20 protein-coding genes are annotated in these 15,953 nt (G+C 66.7%); 6 read left to right on the top strand and 14 right to left on the bottom strand.

Features of this window, described 5'->3' with window-relative positions; translation table 11 throughout:
• Positions 1-52: 52 nt before the first annotated feature.
• From ASF63_RS04275 to ASF63_RS04285, 3 genes are read right to left on the bottom strand one after another with little or no spacing between them, the layout of a single operon-like run.
• Positions 53-826, bottom strand: a complete 774-nt coding sequence (locus ASF63_RS04275) for a glycerophosphodiester phosphodiesterase family protein (protein WP_056509875.1) — start codon at positions 824-826, stop codon at positions 53-55.
• A complete protein-coding gene (locus ASF63_RS04280) occupies positions 823-1,749 on the bottom strand; it encodes an SPFH domain-containing protein (protein WP_056307762.1) in 927 nt (308 codons plus the stop codon). The genes ASF63_RS04275 and ASF63_RS04280 overlap by 4 nt, the downstream gene beginning before the upstream one ends.
• A gap of 13 nt (positions 1,750-1,762) precedes the next feature.
• Positions 1,763-2,236 (bottom strand): NfeD family protein, encoded by a 474-nt coding sequence (locus ASF63_RS04285; RefSeq protein ID WP_056509877.1) that lies wholly within the window; start codon positions 2,234-2,236, stop codon positions 1,763-1,765.
• Between the two features lie 120 nt (positions 2,237-2,356).
• Between ASF63_RS04285 and ASF63_RS04290 the strand changes: the two genes are divergently transcribed.
• A complete protein-coding gene (locus tag ASF63_RS04290; RefSeq protein ID WP_056509879.1) occupies positions 2,357-3,121 on the top strand; it encodes an SDR family oxidoreductase in 765 nt (254 codons plus the stop codon).
• Positions 3,122-3,205: 84 nt separating this feature from the next.
• Here the strand turns inward: ASF63_RS04290 and ASF63_RS04295 are convergent, their stop codons facing one another.
• Positions 3,206-3,805 (bottom strand): HdeD family acid-resistance protein, encoded by a 600-nt coding sequence (locus tag ASF63_RS04295; RefSeq protein WP_056509881.1) that lies wholly within the window; start codon positions 3,803-3,805, stop codon positions 3,206-3,208.
• Between the two features lie 181 nt (positions 3,806-3,986).
• Between ASF63_RS04295 and ASF63_RS04300 the strand changes: the two genes are divergently transcribed.
• The 3 genes from ASF63_RS04300 to ASF63_RS04310 are packed head-to-tail and all read left to right on the top strand — an operon-like array spanning position 3,987 to position 7,175.
• Positions 3,987-4,385 carry a helix-turn-helix transcriptional regulator gene (locus ASF63_RS04300; RefSeq protein WP_056510250.1) on the top strand — a complete coding sequence of 133 codons (399 nt, stop codon included), beginning with the start codon at positions 3,987-3,989 and terminating at the stop codon, positions 4,383-4,385.
• Between the two features lie 4 nt (positions 4,386-4,389).
• Positions 4,390-4,800, top strand: coding sequence for a VOC family protein (locus ASF63_RS04305; protein ID WP_056509883.1), 411 nt, complete (start codon positions 4,390-4,392; stop codon positions 4,798-4,800).
• 26 nt (positions 4,801-4,826) lie between these two features.
• Positions 4,827-7,175: an ATP-binding cassette domain-containing protein gene (locus ASF63_RS04310; protein ID WP_056509885.1), complete on the top strand. Its 2,349-nt coding sequence runs from the start codon at positions 4,827-4,829 to the stop codon at positions 7,173-7,175.
• 43 nt (positions 7,176-7,218) lie between these two features.
• On the opposite strand, the gene ASF63_RS04315 is transcribed toward ASF63_RS04310, so the two are convergent.
• From ASF63_RS04315 to ASF63_RS04345, 7 genes are all read right to left on the bottom strand, one after another.
• Entirely contained in the window at positions 7,219-8,064 is an 846-nt protein-coding gene (locus ASF63_RS04315) for a class I SAM-dependent methyltransferase (RefSeq protein ID WP_056509887.1), read from the bottom strand.
• Positions 8,065-8,186: 122 nt separating this feature from the next.
• Positions 8,187-8,753: a GNAT family N-acetyltransferase gene (locus ASF63_RS04320; protein ID WP_056509889.1), complete on the bottom strand. Its 567-nt coding sequence runs from the start codon at positions 8,751-8,753 to the stop codon at positions 8,187-8,189.
• Positions 8,754-9,341 carry a GNAT family N-acetyltransferase gene (locus tag ASF63_RS04325; protein WP_056509892.1) on the bottom strand — a complete coding sequence of 196 codons (588 nt, stop codon included), beginning with the start codon at positions 9,339-9,341 and terminating at the stop codon, positions 8,754-8,756.
• Entirely contained in the window at positions 9,338-9,835 is a 498-nt protein-coding gene (locus ASF63_RS04330) for an SRPBCC domain-containing protein (protein ID WP_056509894.1), read from the bottom strand. Before ASF63_RS04330 ends, ASF63_RS04325 begins: the two co-directional genes overlap by 4 nt.
• Positions 9,832-10,164, bottom strand: coding sequence for an ArsR/SmtB family transcription factor (locus ASF63_RS04335; RefSeq protein WP_056509896.1), 333 nt, complete (start codon positions 10,162-10,164; stop codon positions 9,832-9,834). The genes ASF63_RS04330 and ASF63_RS04335 overlap by 4 nt, the downstream gene beginning before the upstream one ends.
• Before the next feature lie 27 nt (positions 10,165-10,191).
• A complete protein-coding gene (locus ASF63_RS04340) occupies positions 10,192-10,737 on the bottom strand; it encodes a GNAT family N-acetyltransferase (RefSeq protein ID WP_200933965.1) in 546 nt (181 codons plus the stop codon).
• A gap of 15 nt (positions 10,738-10,752) precedes the next feature.
• Complete coding sequence (locus ASF63_RS04345) at positions 10,753-11,121, bottom strand: VOC family protein (RefSeq protein ID WP_056509899.1); 369 nt, start codon at positions 11,119-11,121, stop codon at positions 10,753-10,755.
• 95 nt (positions 11,122-11,216) lie between these two features.
• On the opposite strand from ASF63_RS04345, the gene ASF63_RS04350 reads away from it, so the two are divergent.
• Together ASF63_RS04350 and ASF63_RS04355 are read left to right on the top strand one after the other, a co-directional pair.
• Positions 11,217-12,542 (top strand): MFS transporter, encoded by a 1,326-nt coding sequence (locus ASF63_RS04350; protein ID WP_056509901.1) that lies wholly within the window; start codon positions 11,217-11,219, stop codon positions 12,540-12,542.
• A gap of 20 nt (positions 12,543-12,562) precedes the next feature.
• The gene (locus ASF63_RS04355; RefSeq protein WP_056509903.1) at positions 12,563-12,988 is read left to right on the top strand and encodes a GNAT family N-acetyltransferase; all 426 of its coding nucleotides are present in this window, start codon (positions 12,563-12,565) and stop codon (positions 12,986-12,988) included.
• Positions 12,989-13,012: 24 nt separating this feature from the next.
• Here ASF63_RS04355 and ASF63_RS04360 read toward each other — a convergent pair whose 3' ends face one another.
• The 3 genes from ASF63_RS04360 to ASF63_RS04370 are packed head-to-tail and all read right to left on the bottom strand — an operon-like array spanning position 13,013 to position 15,914.
• Complete coding sequence (locus tag ASF63_RS04360; RefSeq protein ID WP_056510252.1) at positions 13,013-13,753, bottom strand: formylglycine-generating enzyme family protein; 741 nt, start codon at positions 13,751-13,753, stop codon at positions 13,013-13,015.
• 11 nt (positions 13,754-13,764) lie between these two features.
• Positions 13,765-14,514 carry an SGNH/GDSL hydrolase family protein gene (locus tag ASF63_RS04365; RefSeq protein ID WP_056510254.1) on the bottom strand — a complete coding sequence of 250 codons (750 nt, stop codon included), beginning with the start codon at positions 14,512-14,514 and terminating at the stop codon, positions 13,765-13,767.
• 47 nt (positions 14,515-14,561) lie between these two features.
• Positions 14,562-15,914, bottom strand: a complete 1,353-nt coding sequence (locus ASF63_RS04370; RefSeq protein ID WP_056509905.1) for an MFS transporter — start codon at positions 15,912-15,914, stop codon at positions 14,562-14,564.
• Positions 15,915-15,953 lie beyond the last annotated feature (39 nt).

The raw sequence follows: 15,953 nt of genomic DNA on the forward strand, positions 1-15,953 counted from the left end.
TGCTATTCACAGCGGAATCCCAGCGCGAGAGCGTATGGGCGGCGTGGCGAGCTCAGCGCGCAAGAGTGGCCAGAGCGAGGTCTGCGCGGTCCGACACGACCCCGTCCACGCCGAAGGCGACCAGCCGACGCATGTCGTCGGCATCGTTCACCGTCCAGACGTGCACCTCGACGTCGTGGCGGTGCGCTGCCCGGAGCAGGGCGGGCGTGAGGATCCTGAGTCCCGAATGCCGCTCGGGGATCTGCAGCGCGTCGATGTCCCGCAGCGCGCGAGCGGGGGAGAGGCGGAGCGCGGAGAGCGAGCGGAGCGCCGCGATCGTGCGGCTGCCGCCGGATGTGGCCGGGCGCAGGGCCGCTCCGGCGCGTAGCGTCGAGGCGATCGCGGCGCGACGGTTCGCATCCGAGAAACTGGTCACGAGTACTCGGTGCGTGTGGTCGACGAGCAGCGGACCGATGAGGTCCGTGGCTTCCGCGGTCTTGACGTCGATGTTGAAGCGAGACGTCGGAAAGGACGACAGCGCCTCCGAAACCGTGAGCAGTCCGCCGTGGTCGGCGAAGATGCGCGCGAGCTCGCGAGTGCGCACCTCACGGATCGCGCGAGGGTCGCCGGTGAGTCGCTCCAGGGTCTCGTCGTGGAAGAGCACGACGTCGCCGTCGGCCGTGACCTGGCAGTCCGTCTCGATGTACTCGGCACCGGCCGCGTGCGCGGCGGCGAAGGCGGCTGCGGAGTTCTCCCACACACCGGAGTCCCCGCCCGCCGCGGTGACCAGACCACGGTGAGCGAGGACTCGGGGGTGTCGCGCCTTCTCGAAGTACGGGTGCGTCACGCGCCCGGATAGTTCGTCGGAGGCTGCCCGGGCTTCGGCGTGAAGGCACTGCCGATTCCCTTGAGCGCCTCGGTCAACTCGCTCGGGATGATCCAGAGCTTGTTCGACTGTCCTTCGCTGATCTTCGGAAGCATCTGGAGATACTGGTACGCGAGCAGCTTGTCGTCCGGCTCACCCTGATGGATGGCGGTGAAGACGTTCTGGATCGCCTCGGCCTCACCCTGTGCGCGAAGCACCGCGGCCTGCTTGTCACCCTCTGCACGCAGGATCTCGGCCTGACGTGCGCCCTCGGCCTCGAGGATCGCGGACTGCTTCGTACCCTCTGCCGTGAGGATCGCGGCACGACGGTCACGCTCTGCGCGCATCTGCTTCTCCATCGAGTCCTGGATGGAGATGGGCGGGTCGATCGCCTTCAGCTCGACACGGCCCACGCGGATGCCCCACTTGCCGGTCGCCTCGTCGAGCACGACACGCAGCTGCCCGTTGATGTTGTCGCGGCTGGTGAGCGCCTCTTCGAGGTTCAGACCACCGACGACATTGCGGAGCGTGGTCGTGGTGAGCTGCTCGACGGCACCGAGGTAGTTCGCGATCTCGTACGTCGCGGCGCGGGCATCGGTCACCTGGAAGTACACCACCGTGTCGATCGAGACGACGAGGTTGTCCTCGGTGATGACGGGCTGCGGCGGGAACGAGACGACCTGCTCGCGCATGTCGATGAGCGGACGGAGGCGATCGATGAACGGCACCAGGATGTTGAGACCGGGCATGAGGGTCTTGTGGTAGCGGCCGAGCCGCTCGACCACGCCGGCTGTCGCCTGCGGAATGATGCGGATGGCTCGCGCCAGTGTGACCACCACGAAGATGATGATCGCGATCACGAGGATCCACAGGATCGCGGTCGGGATGAACGAGGAATCGTTCACGGAACTCTCCTAACTAGTCGTTGACGGGACGGACGATGGCGGTGGCTCCGTTGATCGCGGTGATCGCTACGGGGGAGCCCTGGGGGATGGCGACGACCGAGCCCGATCGTGCAGTCCAGGTGTCGCCGTTGCTGAGCTTCACCTGGCCGGAGATCTGGGTGACGTCCTGCAGGGCTATGCCCCGGAGATCGAGCAGAGCATCGACGTTCGACTTGGTGGGGTCTTCGCCGCGCCGCAGGCGCCTCAGCAGAGGAGGACGGAGGAAGAGGATGAAAGCCGCCGCGGCCACTGCTGCGATGATCGCCTGCGCCCAGACCGGGAGGCCCACGAGATCCGTCACGAGTCCGACTGTGCTGCCGAAGCTGAGCATCAGGAACGTGAAATCGAGGGTGAGCATCTCGATCACGAGGAACAGTGCGATGAGGACCAGCCAGCCGATCCATGCCCAGTTCTCGACCAGATCGATGAAAACGGGGAAGTTGTCCATGCGGCCTCCTTTGCGGTCAACCTATCACGGGGTCCCGCCGCGCTTCGGGTGCCCCAGTGCCCGCTTGGTAGTCTGGAACGGCCGTGCGATCACGGCGATCCGCGCATTCAAGGAGTCACCGTGACCGACGTTCTTCCCGCAGGTTCCCTCGACGGCAAGGTCGCCCTTGTCACAGGCTCGTCCCGGGGCATCGGCGCCGACACGGTCCGCTACCTCGCCGAGGCCGGCGCGGACGTCGTCATCAACTTCCGAAACAAGGCGCCTCGTGCCGAGAAGCTCGCCACGCAGCTGCGCGAGCTCGGCCGCCGTGTGCTCGTCGTCGGCGCTGACCTGACCGACCCGGCATCGGTCGGCGAGATGTTCGACGCCGTGAAGGCCGAGTTCGGTCGCCTGGACGTGCTGGTGCTCAACGCCTCCGGCGGCATGGAGTCGGGCATGGCCGAGGACTACGCGCTGCTTCTGAACCGCGACGCGCAGCTCAGCGTGCTCGATGAGGCCACCCCTCTGCTCAGCGACGACGCGCGCGTCGTCTTCGTGACCAGCCACCAGGCGCACTTCATTCGTACGACGCCCACGATGCCCGAGTACGAGCCGGTGGCGCTGTCGAAGCGCGCGGGCGAGGACGCCCTCCGCGAGCGCATCCCCGGCCTCGCCGAGAAGGGGGTCGGCTTCACCGTCGTCTCCGGCGACATGATCGAGGGCACCATCACCGCCACGCTGCTCGAGCGCGCGAACCCCGGCGCCATCGCGGAACGCCGCGAGTCGGCAGGCAAGCTCTACAACGTCTCGGAGTTCGCCGCAGAGGTCGCTCGTGCCGCGGTCGACGCCGTGCCGGCCGACAACACGCGTCTCGTGGGCGATGTGAGCGCGTTCGCCACCGAGTGATCTGCGTCGGCTCCGAGTGATCGGAGCGAACGAGAAGAGGGCCCCGTCCGAGTGGACGGGACCCTCTTCTCGTGCCTGGATGCGTCAGCGGACGGCGTCGGACTCGACCGAGGCCACGAAGCCCTTCGCGTCCTTGCCGAGCGTGATCGCTCGAACGATCTGCACGATGCCGAGCACGACGAGCGAGATGCCGAGCACCAGCCACAGCACGGCGGCCGCATACAGCGGCGAGAAGAGCACCACGATTCCGGCGACGATGCTGAGCAGCGCGTAGAGGAGCGTCCAGACGCGCGAGCCGTCCTGTCCAAGCAGTGACAGGGCGACCACTCCGTCGACGATCCAGCTGATGCCGATGAAGATCACGACGACGAGGGCGAGGGTCGCCGCAGCGACACCCAGGTTCGCGAATGCGATGACACCAGCGACGATATAGACCAGGCCGAGGACGATGTGTCCGACACGGGCCCAGCCGCCCTTCACCCGGGAGAAGATGCCGAGGCCGATGTAGACGAGGCCGGCGACCACGAGATAGGACGCGAAGATGCCCGTGACGATCACGGCGGACTTGACCGGCCAGACGAGCAGGACGATGCCCGCGATCAGGGCGATGACGCCCGAGACCGCGAGAACGATGCGGATCGATTTGAACAGTGACTTCGCTTCGGTAGCGAGTGGATCAGACATGGTTGGGGACCCTTTCTGAGAAATCCCTGTGAGGGATGCTGCCAGAGTAGCGCTGTCCGAGCCCGAAGTGGGGGAGGGCAGTATCGATATGTCGCACGTCTTCACAGTGCGACCCCGAGGGTCATGGCAAAATCTAGTCGTGACCCCTGACGATGACGCCCGGCTGAGTGAGCTCGTCGTCATGCGCAAGGTGCGCGACAGGATCGATCGCGAATACGCGAAGCCTCTCGACGTCGAAGCCCTCGCGAAGGGGGCGCACATGAGCGCCGGTCATCTGAGCCGGCGGTTCCGGGACGCATACGGCGAATCTCCGTACTCCTACCTGATGACCCGACGGATCGAACGGGCCATGGCGTTGCTGCGTCGAGGCGACCTCTCGGTGACGGAGGTGTGTTTCGAGGTCGGGAGCTCGTCGCTCGGCACCTTCAGCACGAGGTTCACCGAGCTCGTCGGTGTCTCACCCCGCGTGTACCGTGAACGCGCGACCAACGTCGAAGGCATTCCGACCATCCATGCGAAGCACGTCATCCGACCGATCAGGAATCAAGAAGCACCGCGCACGGACGCGCACCTAACCTGAACCCATGAACATCAGCATCCATTACGCATTCCTTCCGCACACGGATGCCGAGGCAGCCCTCGGCTTCTATCGTGACGCCCTCGGATTCGAGGTGCGCAACGACGTCGGCTACGACGGGCTCCGATGGCTCACGGTCGGCCCCGAGGGGCAACCAGAGACCTCGATCGTGCTGCACCCGCCGGCGACCGACCCGGGGATCACGGATGCCGAGCGGCAGACGATCCTCGAACTCATCGCGAAGGGCAGCTACACGGCTCTGACGCTCGCGAGCGACGACCTCGACGGTCTGTTCGACCGGCTGGTCGCACAGGGTGCCGATGTCGTGCAGGAACCCATGGACCAGCCGTACGGCGTGCGCGACTGCGCCTTCCGCGATCCCGCGGGCAATCTTCTCCGTATCAACCAGGCCGGCTGAGCAGGCCGAGAAACCCGAGGAAGACCATGACACACGCTGCAGACGGCCACGACCTGATCCGCGTTCAGGGTGCCCGCGAGAACAACCTCAAAGAGGTCAGCGTCGACATCCCGAAGCGTCGGCTCACGGTGTTCACGGGCGTCTCGGGATCAGGAAAGAGCTCTCTCGTCTTCGACACGATCGCCGCCGAGTCGAGGCGGATGATCGACGAGACCTACAGCGCCTTCGTGCAGGGATTCATGCCTTCGGTGCCTCGGCCGGACGTCGACGTCCTCGAGGGACTCACGACGTCGATCATCGTCGATCAGGAGCGCCTCGGGGCGAACCCTCGCTCGACCGTCGGCACGGTGACCGACGCGAACGCGATGCTGCGCATCCTGTTCAGCAAGCTGGGCCAGCCCTACATCGGCGGACCGACGGCGTTCTCGTTCAACATCCCCACCCAGAAGGCCAGCGGCGTGATGACGGGGCCGGGCGGCGAGAAGAAGATCGTCAAGGACGCGATCTACCTCGGGGGCATGTGCCCGCGGTGCGAGGGCAGGGGAGCGGTCTCAGACCTCGACCTCGCCCAGATCGTCGACGAGTCCAAATCGCTCGACGAGGGCGCGATCATGGTGCCCGGATACACCGCTGACGGCTGGATGGTGAAGGGCTTCTCCGCCTCCGGCTTCTACCCGGCAGACAAGCCGGTCGCCGAGTTCACCGAGAAGCAGCGGCAGCTGTTCCTCTATGGCGAGGTCACGAAGGTCAAGATCTCGGGTATCAACATGACCTACGAGGGGCTGATCCCGAAGATCACGAAGTCGATGCTCTCGAAGGATCTCGACGCGCTGCAGCCCCACATCCGCGCGTTCGTCGAGCGCGTCGCGACCTTCGCGACTTGCCCCGAGTGCGACGGCACCCGACTCACCGAGGGCGCTCGCTCGTCGAAGATCGACGGGATCAGCATTGCTGACGCGTGCCGGATGCAGGTGACCGACCTCGCAGCGTGGGTGCGCGGTCTCGAGCTTCCCGGTGCCGCGCCGCTCCTCGAGGCGCTGAGCGCCAACCTCGACGCATTCGTCACGCTCGGCCTCGGTTACCTGAGCCTCGAACGCCCGTCGGGCACGCTGTCAGGGGGAGAGGCGCAGCGCATCAAGATGCTCCGCCACCTCGGCTCGTCGCTGACGGATGTGACGTATGTGTTCGACGAGCCCACGATCGGGCTGCACCCGCACGACATCCAGCGCATGAACACGCTGCTGCTGCGACTGCGCGACAAGGGGAACACGGTGCTCGTGGTCGAGCACAAGCCCGAGACCATCGCGATCGGCGACCACGTGGTCGACCTCGGGCCCGGCGCAGGAAGCGCCGGCGGCGAGATCTGCTTCGAGGGCACCGTAGAGGGGCTGAAAGCCAGCGGTACCCGCACGGGCACACACCTCGACGACCGTGCGGCCCTCAAGCGGTCCGTGCGCACGAGTGATGGAGCGATCGAGGTGCGCGGCGCAACGGCGAACAATCTGCAGGATGTCGATGTCGACATCCCCACCGGCGTGCTCACCGTCATCACCGGCGTCGCTGGTTCGGGCAAGAGCTCGCTCATCCATGGTTCGGTGTCGAAGCGCGAAGGTGTCGTCGCGATCGATCAGGGTGCGATCAAGGGGTCGCGTCGCAGCAACCCCGCCACGTACACCGGTCTGCTCGAGCCGATCCGCAAGGCGTTCGCGAAGGCCAACGGGGTGAAACCCGCTCTGTTCAGCGCGAACTCCGAGGGCGCCTGCCCGACATGCAAGGGTGCGGGCGTGATCATCACCGAGCTCGGTTTCATGGACACGATCGAGACACCGTGCGAGGACTGCGGCGGCAAGCGCTTCCAGGCGGCTGTGCTCGAGTACAAGCTCGCAGGCAAGGACATCACTCAGGTGCTGGATCTGCCGGTCTCAGAGGCGCGCGTCTTCTTCTCCGAGGGCGACGCGAAGCTGCCGGCGGCCGCCGCGATCCTCGGGCGGCTCGAAGACGTCGGGCTCGGCTACCTCTCGCTCGGACAGCCGCTGTCGACACTCTCGGGTGGTGAGCGCCAGCGCATCAAGCTGGCGATCCAGATGGGGGAGAAGGGCGATACCTACGTGCTCGACGAGCCCACCACCGGTCTGCACCTCGCCGACGTGCAGAACATCCTGGGTCTGCTCGATCGGCTCGTGGAATCGGGCAAGACCGTTATCGTCATCGAGCACCATCAGGCAGTGATGGCCCACGCCGACTGGATCATCGACATCGGACCGGGAGCCGGGCACGACGGCGGGCGGGTCGTCTTCGAAGGAAGTCCTGCGGATCTCGTGGCGGCGAAGTCGACGGTGACGGGGGAGCACCTCGCCGCATACGTCGGGGCGTAGATCGGAGTCTGCTCAAGAGACGGAGCGGTCCGCAGGGGCGTGGTCAGTCCTTGCGCGCGACGATCGTGAAGGTGCAGGGAATCAGGTTGCGCTCGGCCTCCGGCCAGGCGTAGCCGCGCGGGACCTCGACCATTCGGGGGCTGAACCGCCAGGGCAGTGTGCGCCCCTCGTCGAAATGGACGATCCGGAGCCCCGCGCGGAGCAGCGCGCCGAGGATCTCGGACAGCGGATGCGGCCACTCATAGGTCCGCGCATGCGCCACCGTTCCGTCTCCGGCGTATGTGGACTCGTCATCCCACTGCTGTGCGCGACCGTCTCCGAAATACGAGTAGCGCGTGGTGAGACCTTCCGCGTCTTCGTCGAGGGCGAGCAATGCCGGGTGACCGTCCCTGATGAAGAAAGTCCCTCCAGAACGCAGGAGGTCGACGATCTGAACGGCCCAACGATCGAGATCCTGCAGCCAGCAGATCGTGCCGATGCTCGTGTATACGACATCGAATTCACCGGTCACTGCGTTTCGGGCATCGAGCACGTCGGACGGGACCCACGTCGCTGCGACTCCGGTGCGCTCGGCGAGAGCCGCTGCGACGCGCAGCGCAGGCTCCGAGAAGTCCACGCCGGTCACGCGGGCGCCGGCACGCGCCAGCGAAATCGTGTCCGTGCCGATGTGGCACTGCAGATGACAGACGTCGAGTCCTGACAGGTTTCCACCGGTCAGGAAGCGGCCGAGCACCGGCAGGTCGTCGCTCACGACGTCGCTGAGATGGTTCGGGTCATCGAACGCATCCAGCCCGTACGCCGCTTCATGCAGAGGCACGCGGTCGTCCCAGTTCTGCAGATTCGCTGTGCGTGCAGCTTCCCAGTCGATCTCGACGTTGCTTCCGTTCACGCGTCGAGCCTACCGACAGCCCCGATCACCACGAATCACTGTAACGCCGATAATGCACATTATGTCAGATAAAGTGAGCAAGCGGCTCCCCTGAAGATGCCCTCGGCGGTCGTGCGTGAGGATCACCAGGGTGTGCCATTCAGGTCGATGTCGCCCGGCGGCCACTGCTCTGCTCGAGCCCCCGGGTCCGCGTGGGCGGCGAAGATGAGGATCGGCCCATCGGTAGACGTCACGGTCGCGTTCGCGTCGATCATCGAGACGTGACGCTCCACGGCGTTCACTCGCGTCCAGCCGGTGCGCTCGTAGAACGACGCGACCTCCTCTCGGCAGCCGAGATAGCCGAAGTCGACACGATCGTCGTCGCGCATCGCCTGCTGGGCGTGGGCCATCACACGGCGGCCGACTCCGTCGGAGCGCCAGTCCGGATGAACCAGCACTCCCCCGGTTCCAGCGACCGTGACCTCGCGTGCGCCGACGCGTATGAGGCGCCGTTGAAACCCTACGTGCGCGACTGCGATCGAGTCGTGGAAGATCACCGTGTGGACATCCGCCGGCGAATACCCGTACGGGCGGTCAGGTGTCCACTCTCCGTGCTCCGCTCGGTACTCACTGTCGAAGAGGACTTTCAGTGCCGCCGACGCCGATTCGGACAGGGTGTCATGCTCGACGATGACTATGTGCTCCGTCATTCAGGATCCTCCGCGCGTCGGAACGACGACGGTGGGCGTCGGACGTAGCGCCGTCACTGTCAAGATGTTCCTCCCATGCTCGCTCGCGGGGCGATCATCGCCTGAGTCCACGAAGCCGAGCTTCTCGAGCACGCGGCGCGAGGCGACGTTCCATTCCCAGACACTCGCCCACGCTCGCTCATGGCCTGTCGAACCGGCCCACACGAGAACGGCTGTAGCGGCCTCCGTCGCGTACCCGCGATTGTGGGCGCTGCGCAGAAGTTCGAAGGCGATCTCCGGCTCGCCCTCTGCTCCGTTGCCCTCGAAGATGAGTCCGCAGTAGCCGTAGACCTCGCCGGTCGAGGCGTCCTCTACAGACAGCAGGTCGGAGCGCTCGCTTTCCTCGTTCGCGATATGGGTCGCGATGTCAGAGACTGTCGGGTGGCCTCCGGCATCGAGCTTCCGGTGAGCCGGCACGCGCTCGTCACGTTCGGTCCACAGCCGGTGGAACACCTCCGCATCCGTGACTGCCTGTGGCCGGAGGGTCAATCGCGCCGTCCGCAGCGTCTCCCCGCCCAGGGCTCCCCGCGCCCGGAGATCGGCGTTCATGCTCGTGTCGCCAATCCGGCCTCGACGAGGTCGGCCAGAGCTGACGTCACCGAGCCCCACCCCTCGAAGAAGCCGAGGTCCTCGTGCAGGTTTCGCGCAGCGGGATCTCCATGTCGAACGACCACACGGTACATCGTGCCGTCGGGATGCTCGTCGAGCGTGATCTCCGCCGTCATCGAGACAGGTTCGGGCTTCGCGGGCCGCCAGGAGCTGTCGACCACGTTGGTGAAGACCAGTCGCCGCTCGGGCTCCACGACCAGGAAGATCCCATCCGTATGCGCGGCGTACTCCCCCGCTTCGTCTCGCATGCTGGTGACGAAACCGCCCCCGGGCTGTACGTCGAGGCGGTCGACGCGTGCCTGCATGGGGGCGGGAACCCACCACTGTGCGAGAAGCTCCGGGTCTGTCCATGCGCGCCACACCGCCGACGGTGATGCCCGGATCGTCCTCTCCAGAGTCAGATCGAGACGCGGGTCGTGGGTTGTGCTGGTCATGCTGTCTCCTCCAGGTCGGTCACCAGGGACTCGAGTCGGTCCGTTCGCTCATCCCAGAGCCGGCGTTGCTCGTCGAGCCAATCACCGACGACGGCTAGGCGGTCGTGATCGAGTGTGCAGGTGCGCACGCGTCCGCTCTTCGAGGTGCGGATGAGTCCGCTCTCCTCCAGTGCGCGAATGTGCTTCAGAAACGACGGAAGCGTGATCGCGAAAGGCTGGGCGAGCTCCCCCACACTCGCGGGGCCACGCCCGAGTGAGCGGATGACCTCGCGACGGGTCGGGTCGGCGAGAGCGAGAAACACCTCGTTCACACCGTCATGGTTTGCCATGAGGATAAGTATTGCTCACGCGGAAGGTTAGCGCAAGGGCAAAGTATGGTCAGGTCTCACCATGCAGACGAGTCCCTTGCGGTCGTCCCAGGAGGCGACCCGTTCGAACCCTCGGGATTCATAGAGCTTGATCGCCGGAGCCCGCCAATCCCAGACGGACAGGCGCACGCGCCCGGACGTCAGCGCCAACGCCGCATCCAACAGTGCGGATCCGAGTCCTCGCCCGCGAAGATCCGGATCCGCCCAGAGACGCTTGATCTCGGCCTCTCCCCCGTCGATCCGGATGATCACGACCCCGACGGGCCGCTGCTCGATCGTGGCGAGCAGCGTGGTGCAGTCGGCATAGGAGGCGCGCGGATCGGCCACCTCCCGCTCGTATCGTGGCGGCAGCGCCATGATCGACGCAGGCGGCTCGGCTCGACCGTACTCGTGCTTCTCCGATTCCGTCTGCAGGAGATAGGTGCGGACGAGCGCACTCACCGCAGTCGTATCGGCCGCGTCCCACCGCGACTCCCGGACATGGATCGACAGCCGGAGTTCGTCAGGCGACGAGTGCGGATGGGGCGAGGTCACACCTCTATTCTGCTCTCACTGGGCTGCCCAGACGCCCAGCTCGTTGCCGCTCGGGTCCACGAAATGCAGTCGTCGACCGCCGGGGAATTCGTATGGGCCCTGCGTGACTGCGCCACCGGCTTCCGCTATCGCGGTGTGCGTGGCATCGAGGTCATCGGAGTACAGGAGCACGAGCGGACCGCCCGCGGGACGCGCCTGGTCGGACAGCAGAAGGCCGCCCACCTCGGACCCATCGCCGGTAGGCGAGGCGATGCCCGCATAGGCGGGCCCGTAGTCGACGAAGACCCATCCGAAGGTGTCGCCGTAGAAGCGCTTGGCCGTCTCGAGGTCATTGACCACGAGCTCGACGTAGTTGATGGAGTGGTGCACGGGTTCAGGTGTCATGCGGCCACGGTAGCGACAGCATCCGACATCCGGAAGAGCATGCCGCGGCGCTGCGAGCGACCGGCGGGGCCGCGCACCAGGAGTAGCGTGGAAGGGTGCAACAGGTTCCCCGCTCCCCCGTGACTTCGCCGGGGTGGAGGGCCTGGCTCATCTGGGGTGTGGGTGTCGCCGCCTACGTTCTGGCGATCACCAATCGCACCTCGTTGGGAGCGGTCGGCGTCGAAGCGGCCGACCGGTTCCAGGCTGATGCCTCCACACTCGCGCTGTTCGCCGTGGTGCAGCTCGCGGTCTACGGCGGCATGCAGATCCCGATCGGGATCCTCCTCGATCGTTTCGGATCCCGCCCGATCATGACGGTCGGCATGCTGCTCATGGCTGCGGGGCAACTCACCATGGCACTCTCCCCCAGCATCGGCATCGCGGTGTTCGCGCGCATCCTGCTCGGCGCGGGGGACGCAGCGATCTTCCCTGCGGTGCTGCGTCTCGTCGCCACTTGGTTCCCCGCGCAGCGAGGCCCGATCATGGTGCAGTTCACCGGCATCATCGGGCAGGGCGGACAGCTCATCGCTCTCGTCCCGCTGGCCGCGCTCCTGCACGCGACGACCTGGACGATCACGTTCGGCAGCATCGCCGGACTCGGTGTGCTGTTCACGATCCTCGTCGCGCTCCTCATCCGCAACCACCCGGTCGAACGCGGCGCGGACGTCTCGGTCGACACCGACACCGGCGTGATCCGGGTCGTCACCTCGGCGATCGACACGGGCGTCGGCATCCGCGCGGCATGGGCCCACCCGGGCACGCGACTCGCCTTCTGGTCTCACTTCACGGCGCCGTTCGCCGGCACCGCCTTCATCCTGCTGTGGGGAATGCCGTTCCTCACAGCCGCTCAGGGCCTCGACACCGCCCACGCGGCCGGGATCATCTCGGTCTACGTGGTCGCGGGCATGGCACTCGGGCCGATCATCGGCGACCTCTCGAGGCGCCTTCCCAACCAGCGCTCCGTCGCGCTCGTGCTCCCGGCGGTCGGCGTGCAGTTCGTCGCGTGGGTCGCCGTCATCGCCATGCCGGAACCTGCGCCGATCTGGCTGCTGTACGTGCTTGCGGTGGCTCTCGCCACGGGTGGTCCCGCGAGCATGATCGCCTTCGACCATGCCCGTACGCACAACCCTTCGCATCGTCTGAGCACGGCCACAGGAGTGACCAACGCCGGCGGCTTCATCGCCGCACTCATCGCGATCTGGCTGATCGGCCTCGCACTCGACATCCAGGGCGCCGGAACGCCTGAGACCTATTCGTTCGAGGCGTTCCGCGTCGCGTTCCTGATGCCTATCCCGCTCTGGATCCTCGGGGTCGTGTTCATCGTGATCGAGCGCAAGCGCACCCGCATCAGGATGGGTCTGGATCCCGAGAAGCGACGCTGAGAACTCCTAGGATGAGGCGCATGCCCTCAGCGTTCACCTTCTCCACTGACTCCTCTCTCATCGACCGCGACCTGGTGCACCACTGGCTCAGCGTCGAGTCCTACTGGGCTCAGGGGCGGACCAGAGAGACCCAGGATGCCGCGATCGATGCGTCGAGGAACTACTCGGTGCGCGACTCCGACGACCGGCAGATCGCGTACGCCCGAGTCGTCACCGACGGAGTCACATTCGCGTGGCTGTGCGATGTGTTCGTCGACGAATCCGCTCGCGGCAAGGGGGTCGGGCGGATGATCGTCGAAGGCGTGATCCAGGACCTGCAGGACTCGTCGACGGTGAAGAGGATCGTGCTGGCCACGAGCACCGCAGACGGCCTCTATGCGCAGTACGGGTTCGCCGAGTCTCCGGGGCCGAACCGCTACATGATCAAGCAGATGCCACGCGGCTGAGAATACGCGGCCCCGACGAGCAGTTCAGCGCCCAGGGCGTCGCAACGGCGTCCAGCCCAGTGGCACCGGGCCGTCATATGCGGCCCGTTCACGATCCGCGCGCTCCGACCAGCCCTGTGCTTCACCGGGCGTGTCGAAGGCGCCGCGGGCCACGCGGAGTCCGACGTCCTCGTGATGCATTCGCGGGGCTCCCCCGCGTCGCACGGACGCACGGACGCTCCATGAGTCGTCTGCGAAACCTCCTCCGCGGAACACGCGGTAGTCGTCGTAACGGGCGGGATCGAGCAGATCCCAGCACCACTCCCACACGTTGCCGAGAGTGTCGAACAGCCCGTGGAGGTTGGGCAGCTTGCCGCCCACGTCCTGTGGTGTCGAGACCCCGTCTGCGCTCGTCCAGGCCGCGTCTGCCAGTGGGGCATAGTGTGGCCCGCTCGAACCGGCCCGGCAGGCGTACTCCCATTCCGACTCGGTGGGAAGCCGATAGCCATCACCCGTGACATCCCACGAGACGTCTTCGCCGTCAAAGCGATATACTGGATCGAGCCCTTCCCATTCGGATGCCGCGTTGCAGAAATGCACCGCGCGAAGCCAGCTCAGATCTGCGGCCGGTCGACGGGGATGTCTCGAAGGGATCGGCAGCACCTCGGCGAACTGCTCCTCGGTGATCGGGAACACGCCGATCTCGAAATCCTCGACATCCACAGTGCGCTCGACCTTGCGACGCGCGTCGTGCAGCGTCACCGGCCCACCGCTGATGCGGCGCATCTCGATGTCGGTCACGCTTGGGGTGCTCTCTCGACCCATTCCGGGTATTTCGCGGCTCGGCCGTCACCGGACGACGTGCGCGTGACGCGCCGCCTGACCCAGGGGCCGACGAACTCCCGGTAGTAGGCGAGACCCGCGGGTCCGCCAGCGGTGAGCGACGTCGGCGACCACCAGGTCGACGGCGGCTCGAACCCCAGGCCGTGCAGAACGCGAGCGGCGACTCGATGATGGCCGGCCGCGTTCATGTGGAGGCGGTCTTCCGACCAGTACTTCGAGCCGGCGAGCTCCCGATCCGGCCAGTTGAGCGCCCGCACCACATCGTCGCGCCCCTCGACCCTGCGCAGCACGGCATCGGAGAGCTGGTCGCCGCGGCGCTGCACGAGTGACCCCATCGGCAGCTGGCCGCTCGGATTCGCACCCGACAGCAGGATCAGAGTCACGCCCTCTTCATCGCACCGCCGGAGCACTCGGCTGAACGCGTCGGCGATGTGCTCGAGATCTGTCCGCGGACGCAGCATGTCGTTGCCGCCGCCGTTGAAGGAGAGGTGGGTGGGCCGCAGCGCCAGCGCTGGTTCGAGCTGCTGCTCGACGATGGGCCAGGCGAGCTTCCCGCGGATCGCGAGGTTCGCGTAGCTGATCGAGTGTCCTGCCGCATCCGCCCACCCCTGGGCGACCAGGTCGGCCCAGCCGCGCTCTCGTCCGTCCGGCAGCACATCACCCACTCCCTCGGTGAAGGAATCGCCGATGGCCACGTAGCGCACGTCTGTCACCTGGACAGCCTATTCCCGTCCTCCGACAGCCGGCCTCATCAGCGGTCGTCGAGCGCGACTCCCCCGCGGTCGACCAGGCCCCACGCGGCGGCGGCCGCGGCCACGAAACAGGCACCGAACACCACGAAGAGCACGGGCGCCCCTCCGGCGACGAGGATGACGGGGACGGCGAGAGGAGCGACGATCGATGCGATACGACCCACACCCGCCGCCCAGCCCGCCCCCGTGCCGCGGAGCGACGTCGGGTAGATCTCAGGGGTCACGGCATACAGTGCGCCCCACGCGCCGAGATTGAAGAACGAGAGCGCCATGCCCGAGCCGATGATCGCGGCTTCGGTGGTCGATGTGCCGAAGAAGACAGCCGAGACGGCGGATCCGACGAGGAACACCGAGAGGGTCGTGCGGCGTCCCCACACCTCGATCAGCCAGGCGGCCACGGCGTAGCCGGGCAGTTGCGCGAGCGTGATGATGAGCGTGAATCCGAACGAACGGACGAGATCGAATCCCGCGTCGACGAGGATGCTGGGAATCCAGATGAACGCGCCGTAGTACGCGAAGTTCACGCAGAGCCAGACGATCCACAGGCACAGTGTGCGGATCCGGAACTCCGCATTCCAGAGCGTCGTGAGGCGTGCCCTGGTCGTGATCGCGATCGCACGCGAGACCGGCTCTCGCCTGATGGCAGGTCCCGGTTCGACGCCGGCATCCGCCTCGAACGTCGAGACGATGCGGTCGGCCTCGGCGATGCGCCCGCGGGATGCGAGCCACCGCGGCGACTCCGGCAGACCCCAGCGAACGACCAGCGCATAGACGGCGGGGATCGCGCCGAGCGCGAAGGCCCAGCGCCATCCGTCGTCGGATGCGGGGATCACGAAGAAGCCGATGAGCGCCGCGGCTGTCCACCCCAGGGCCCAGAACGCCTCGAGGATCACGATGAGTCGACCGCGGATCCGCGCCGGAGCGAACTCGCTCACGTATGTCGAGGCCACGGGGAGCTCCGCGCCGAGTCCGAGACCGACGAGGAATCGCAGCACGAGGAGAGCGGCCAGTCCGCCGACGAGCGCACTCGCGCCCGTGGCGATCCCGTAGATCAGGAGCGTGAGCGCGAAGACCTGGCGTCGCCCCAACCGGTCGGCGAGCAGGCCGCCGAGGGTCGCACCGAGCGCCATGCCGATGAACCCCACGGATGCGATCCATCCGGCATCCGTCTTCGTGAGTCCCCACTGCTGGGTGAGAGCGGCGAGGATGAACGAGATGAGGCCGACATCCATCGCGTCGAGCGCCCAGCCGACACCGGATCCGGTGAGTAGTCGCAGATGGCGACGCGTGAACGGAAGGTCGTCGAGGCGCCCGGCGATCGATGCCCGGCTCGGCAGCGCGGTGTTGGCCATGCCTACATCGTAGGGGCGCGCACCGGGCCGCCGAGCCCG

Source organism: Microbacterium sp. Leaf320 (genome assembly GCF_001423485.1).
GTDB lineage: Bacteria > Actinomycetota > Actinomycetes > Actinomycetales > Microbacteriaceae > Microbacterium.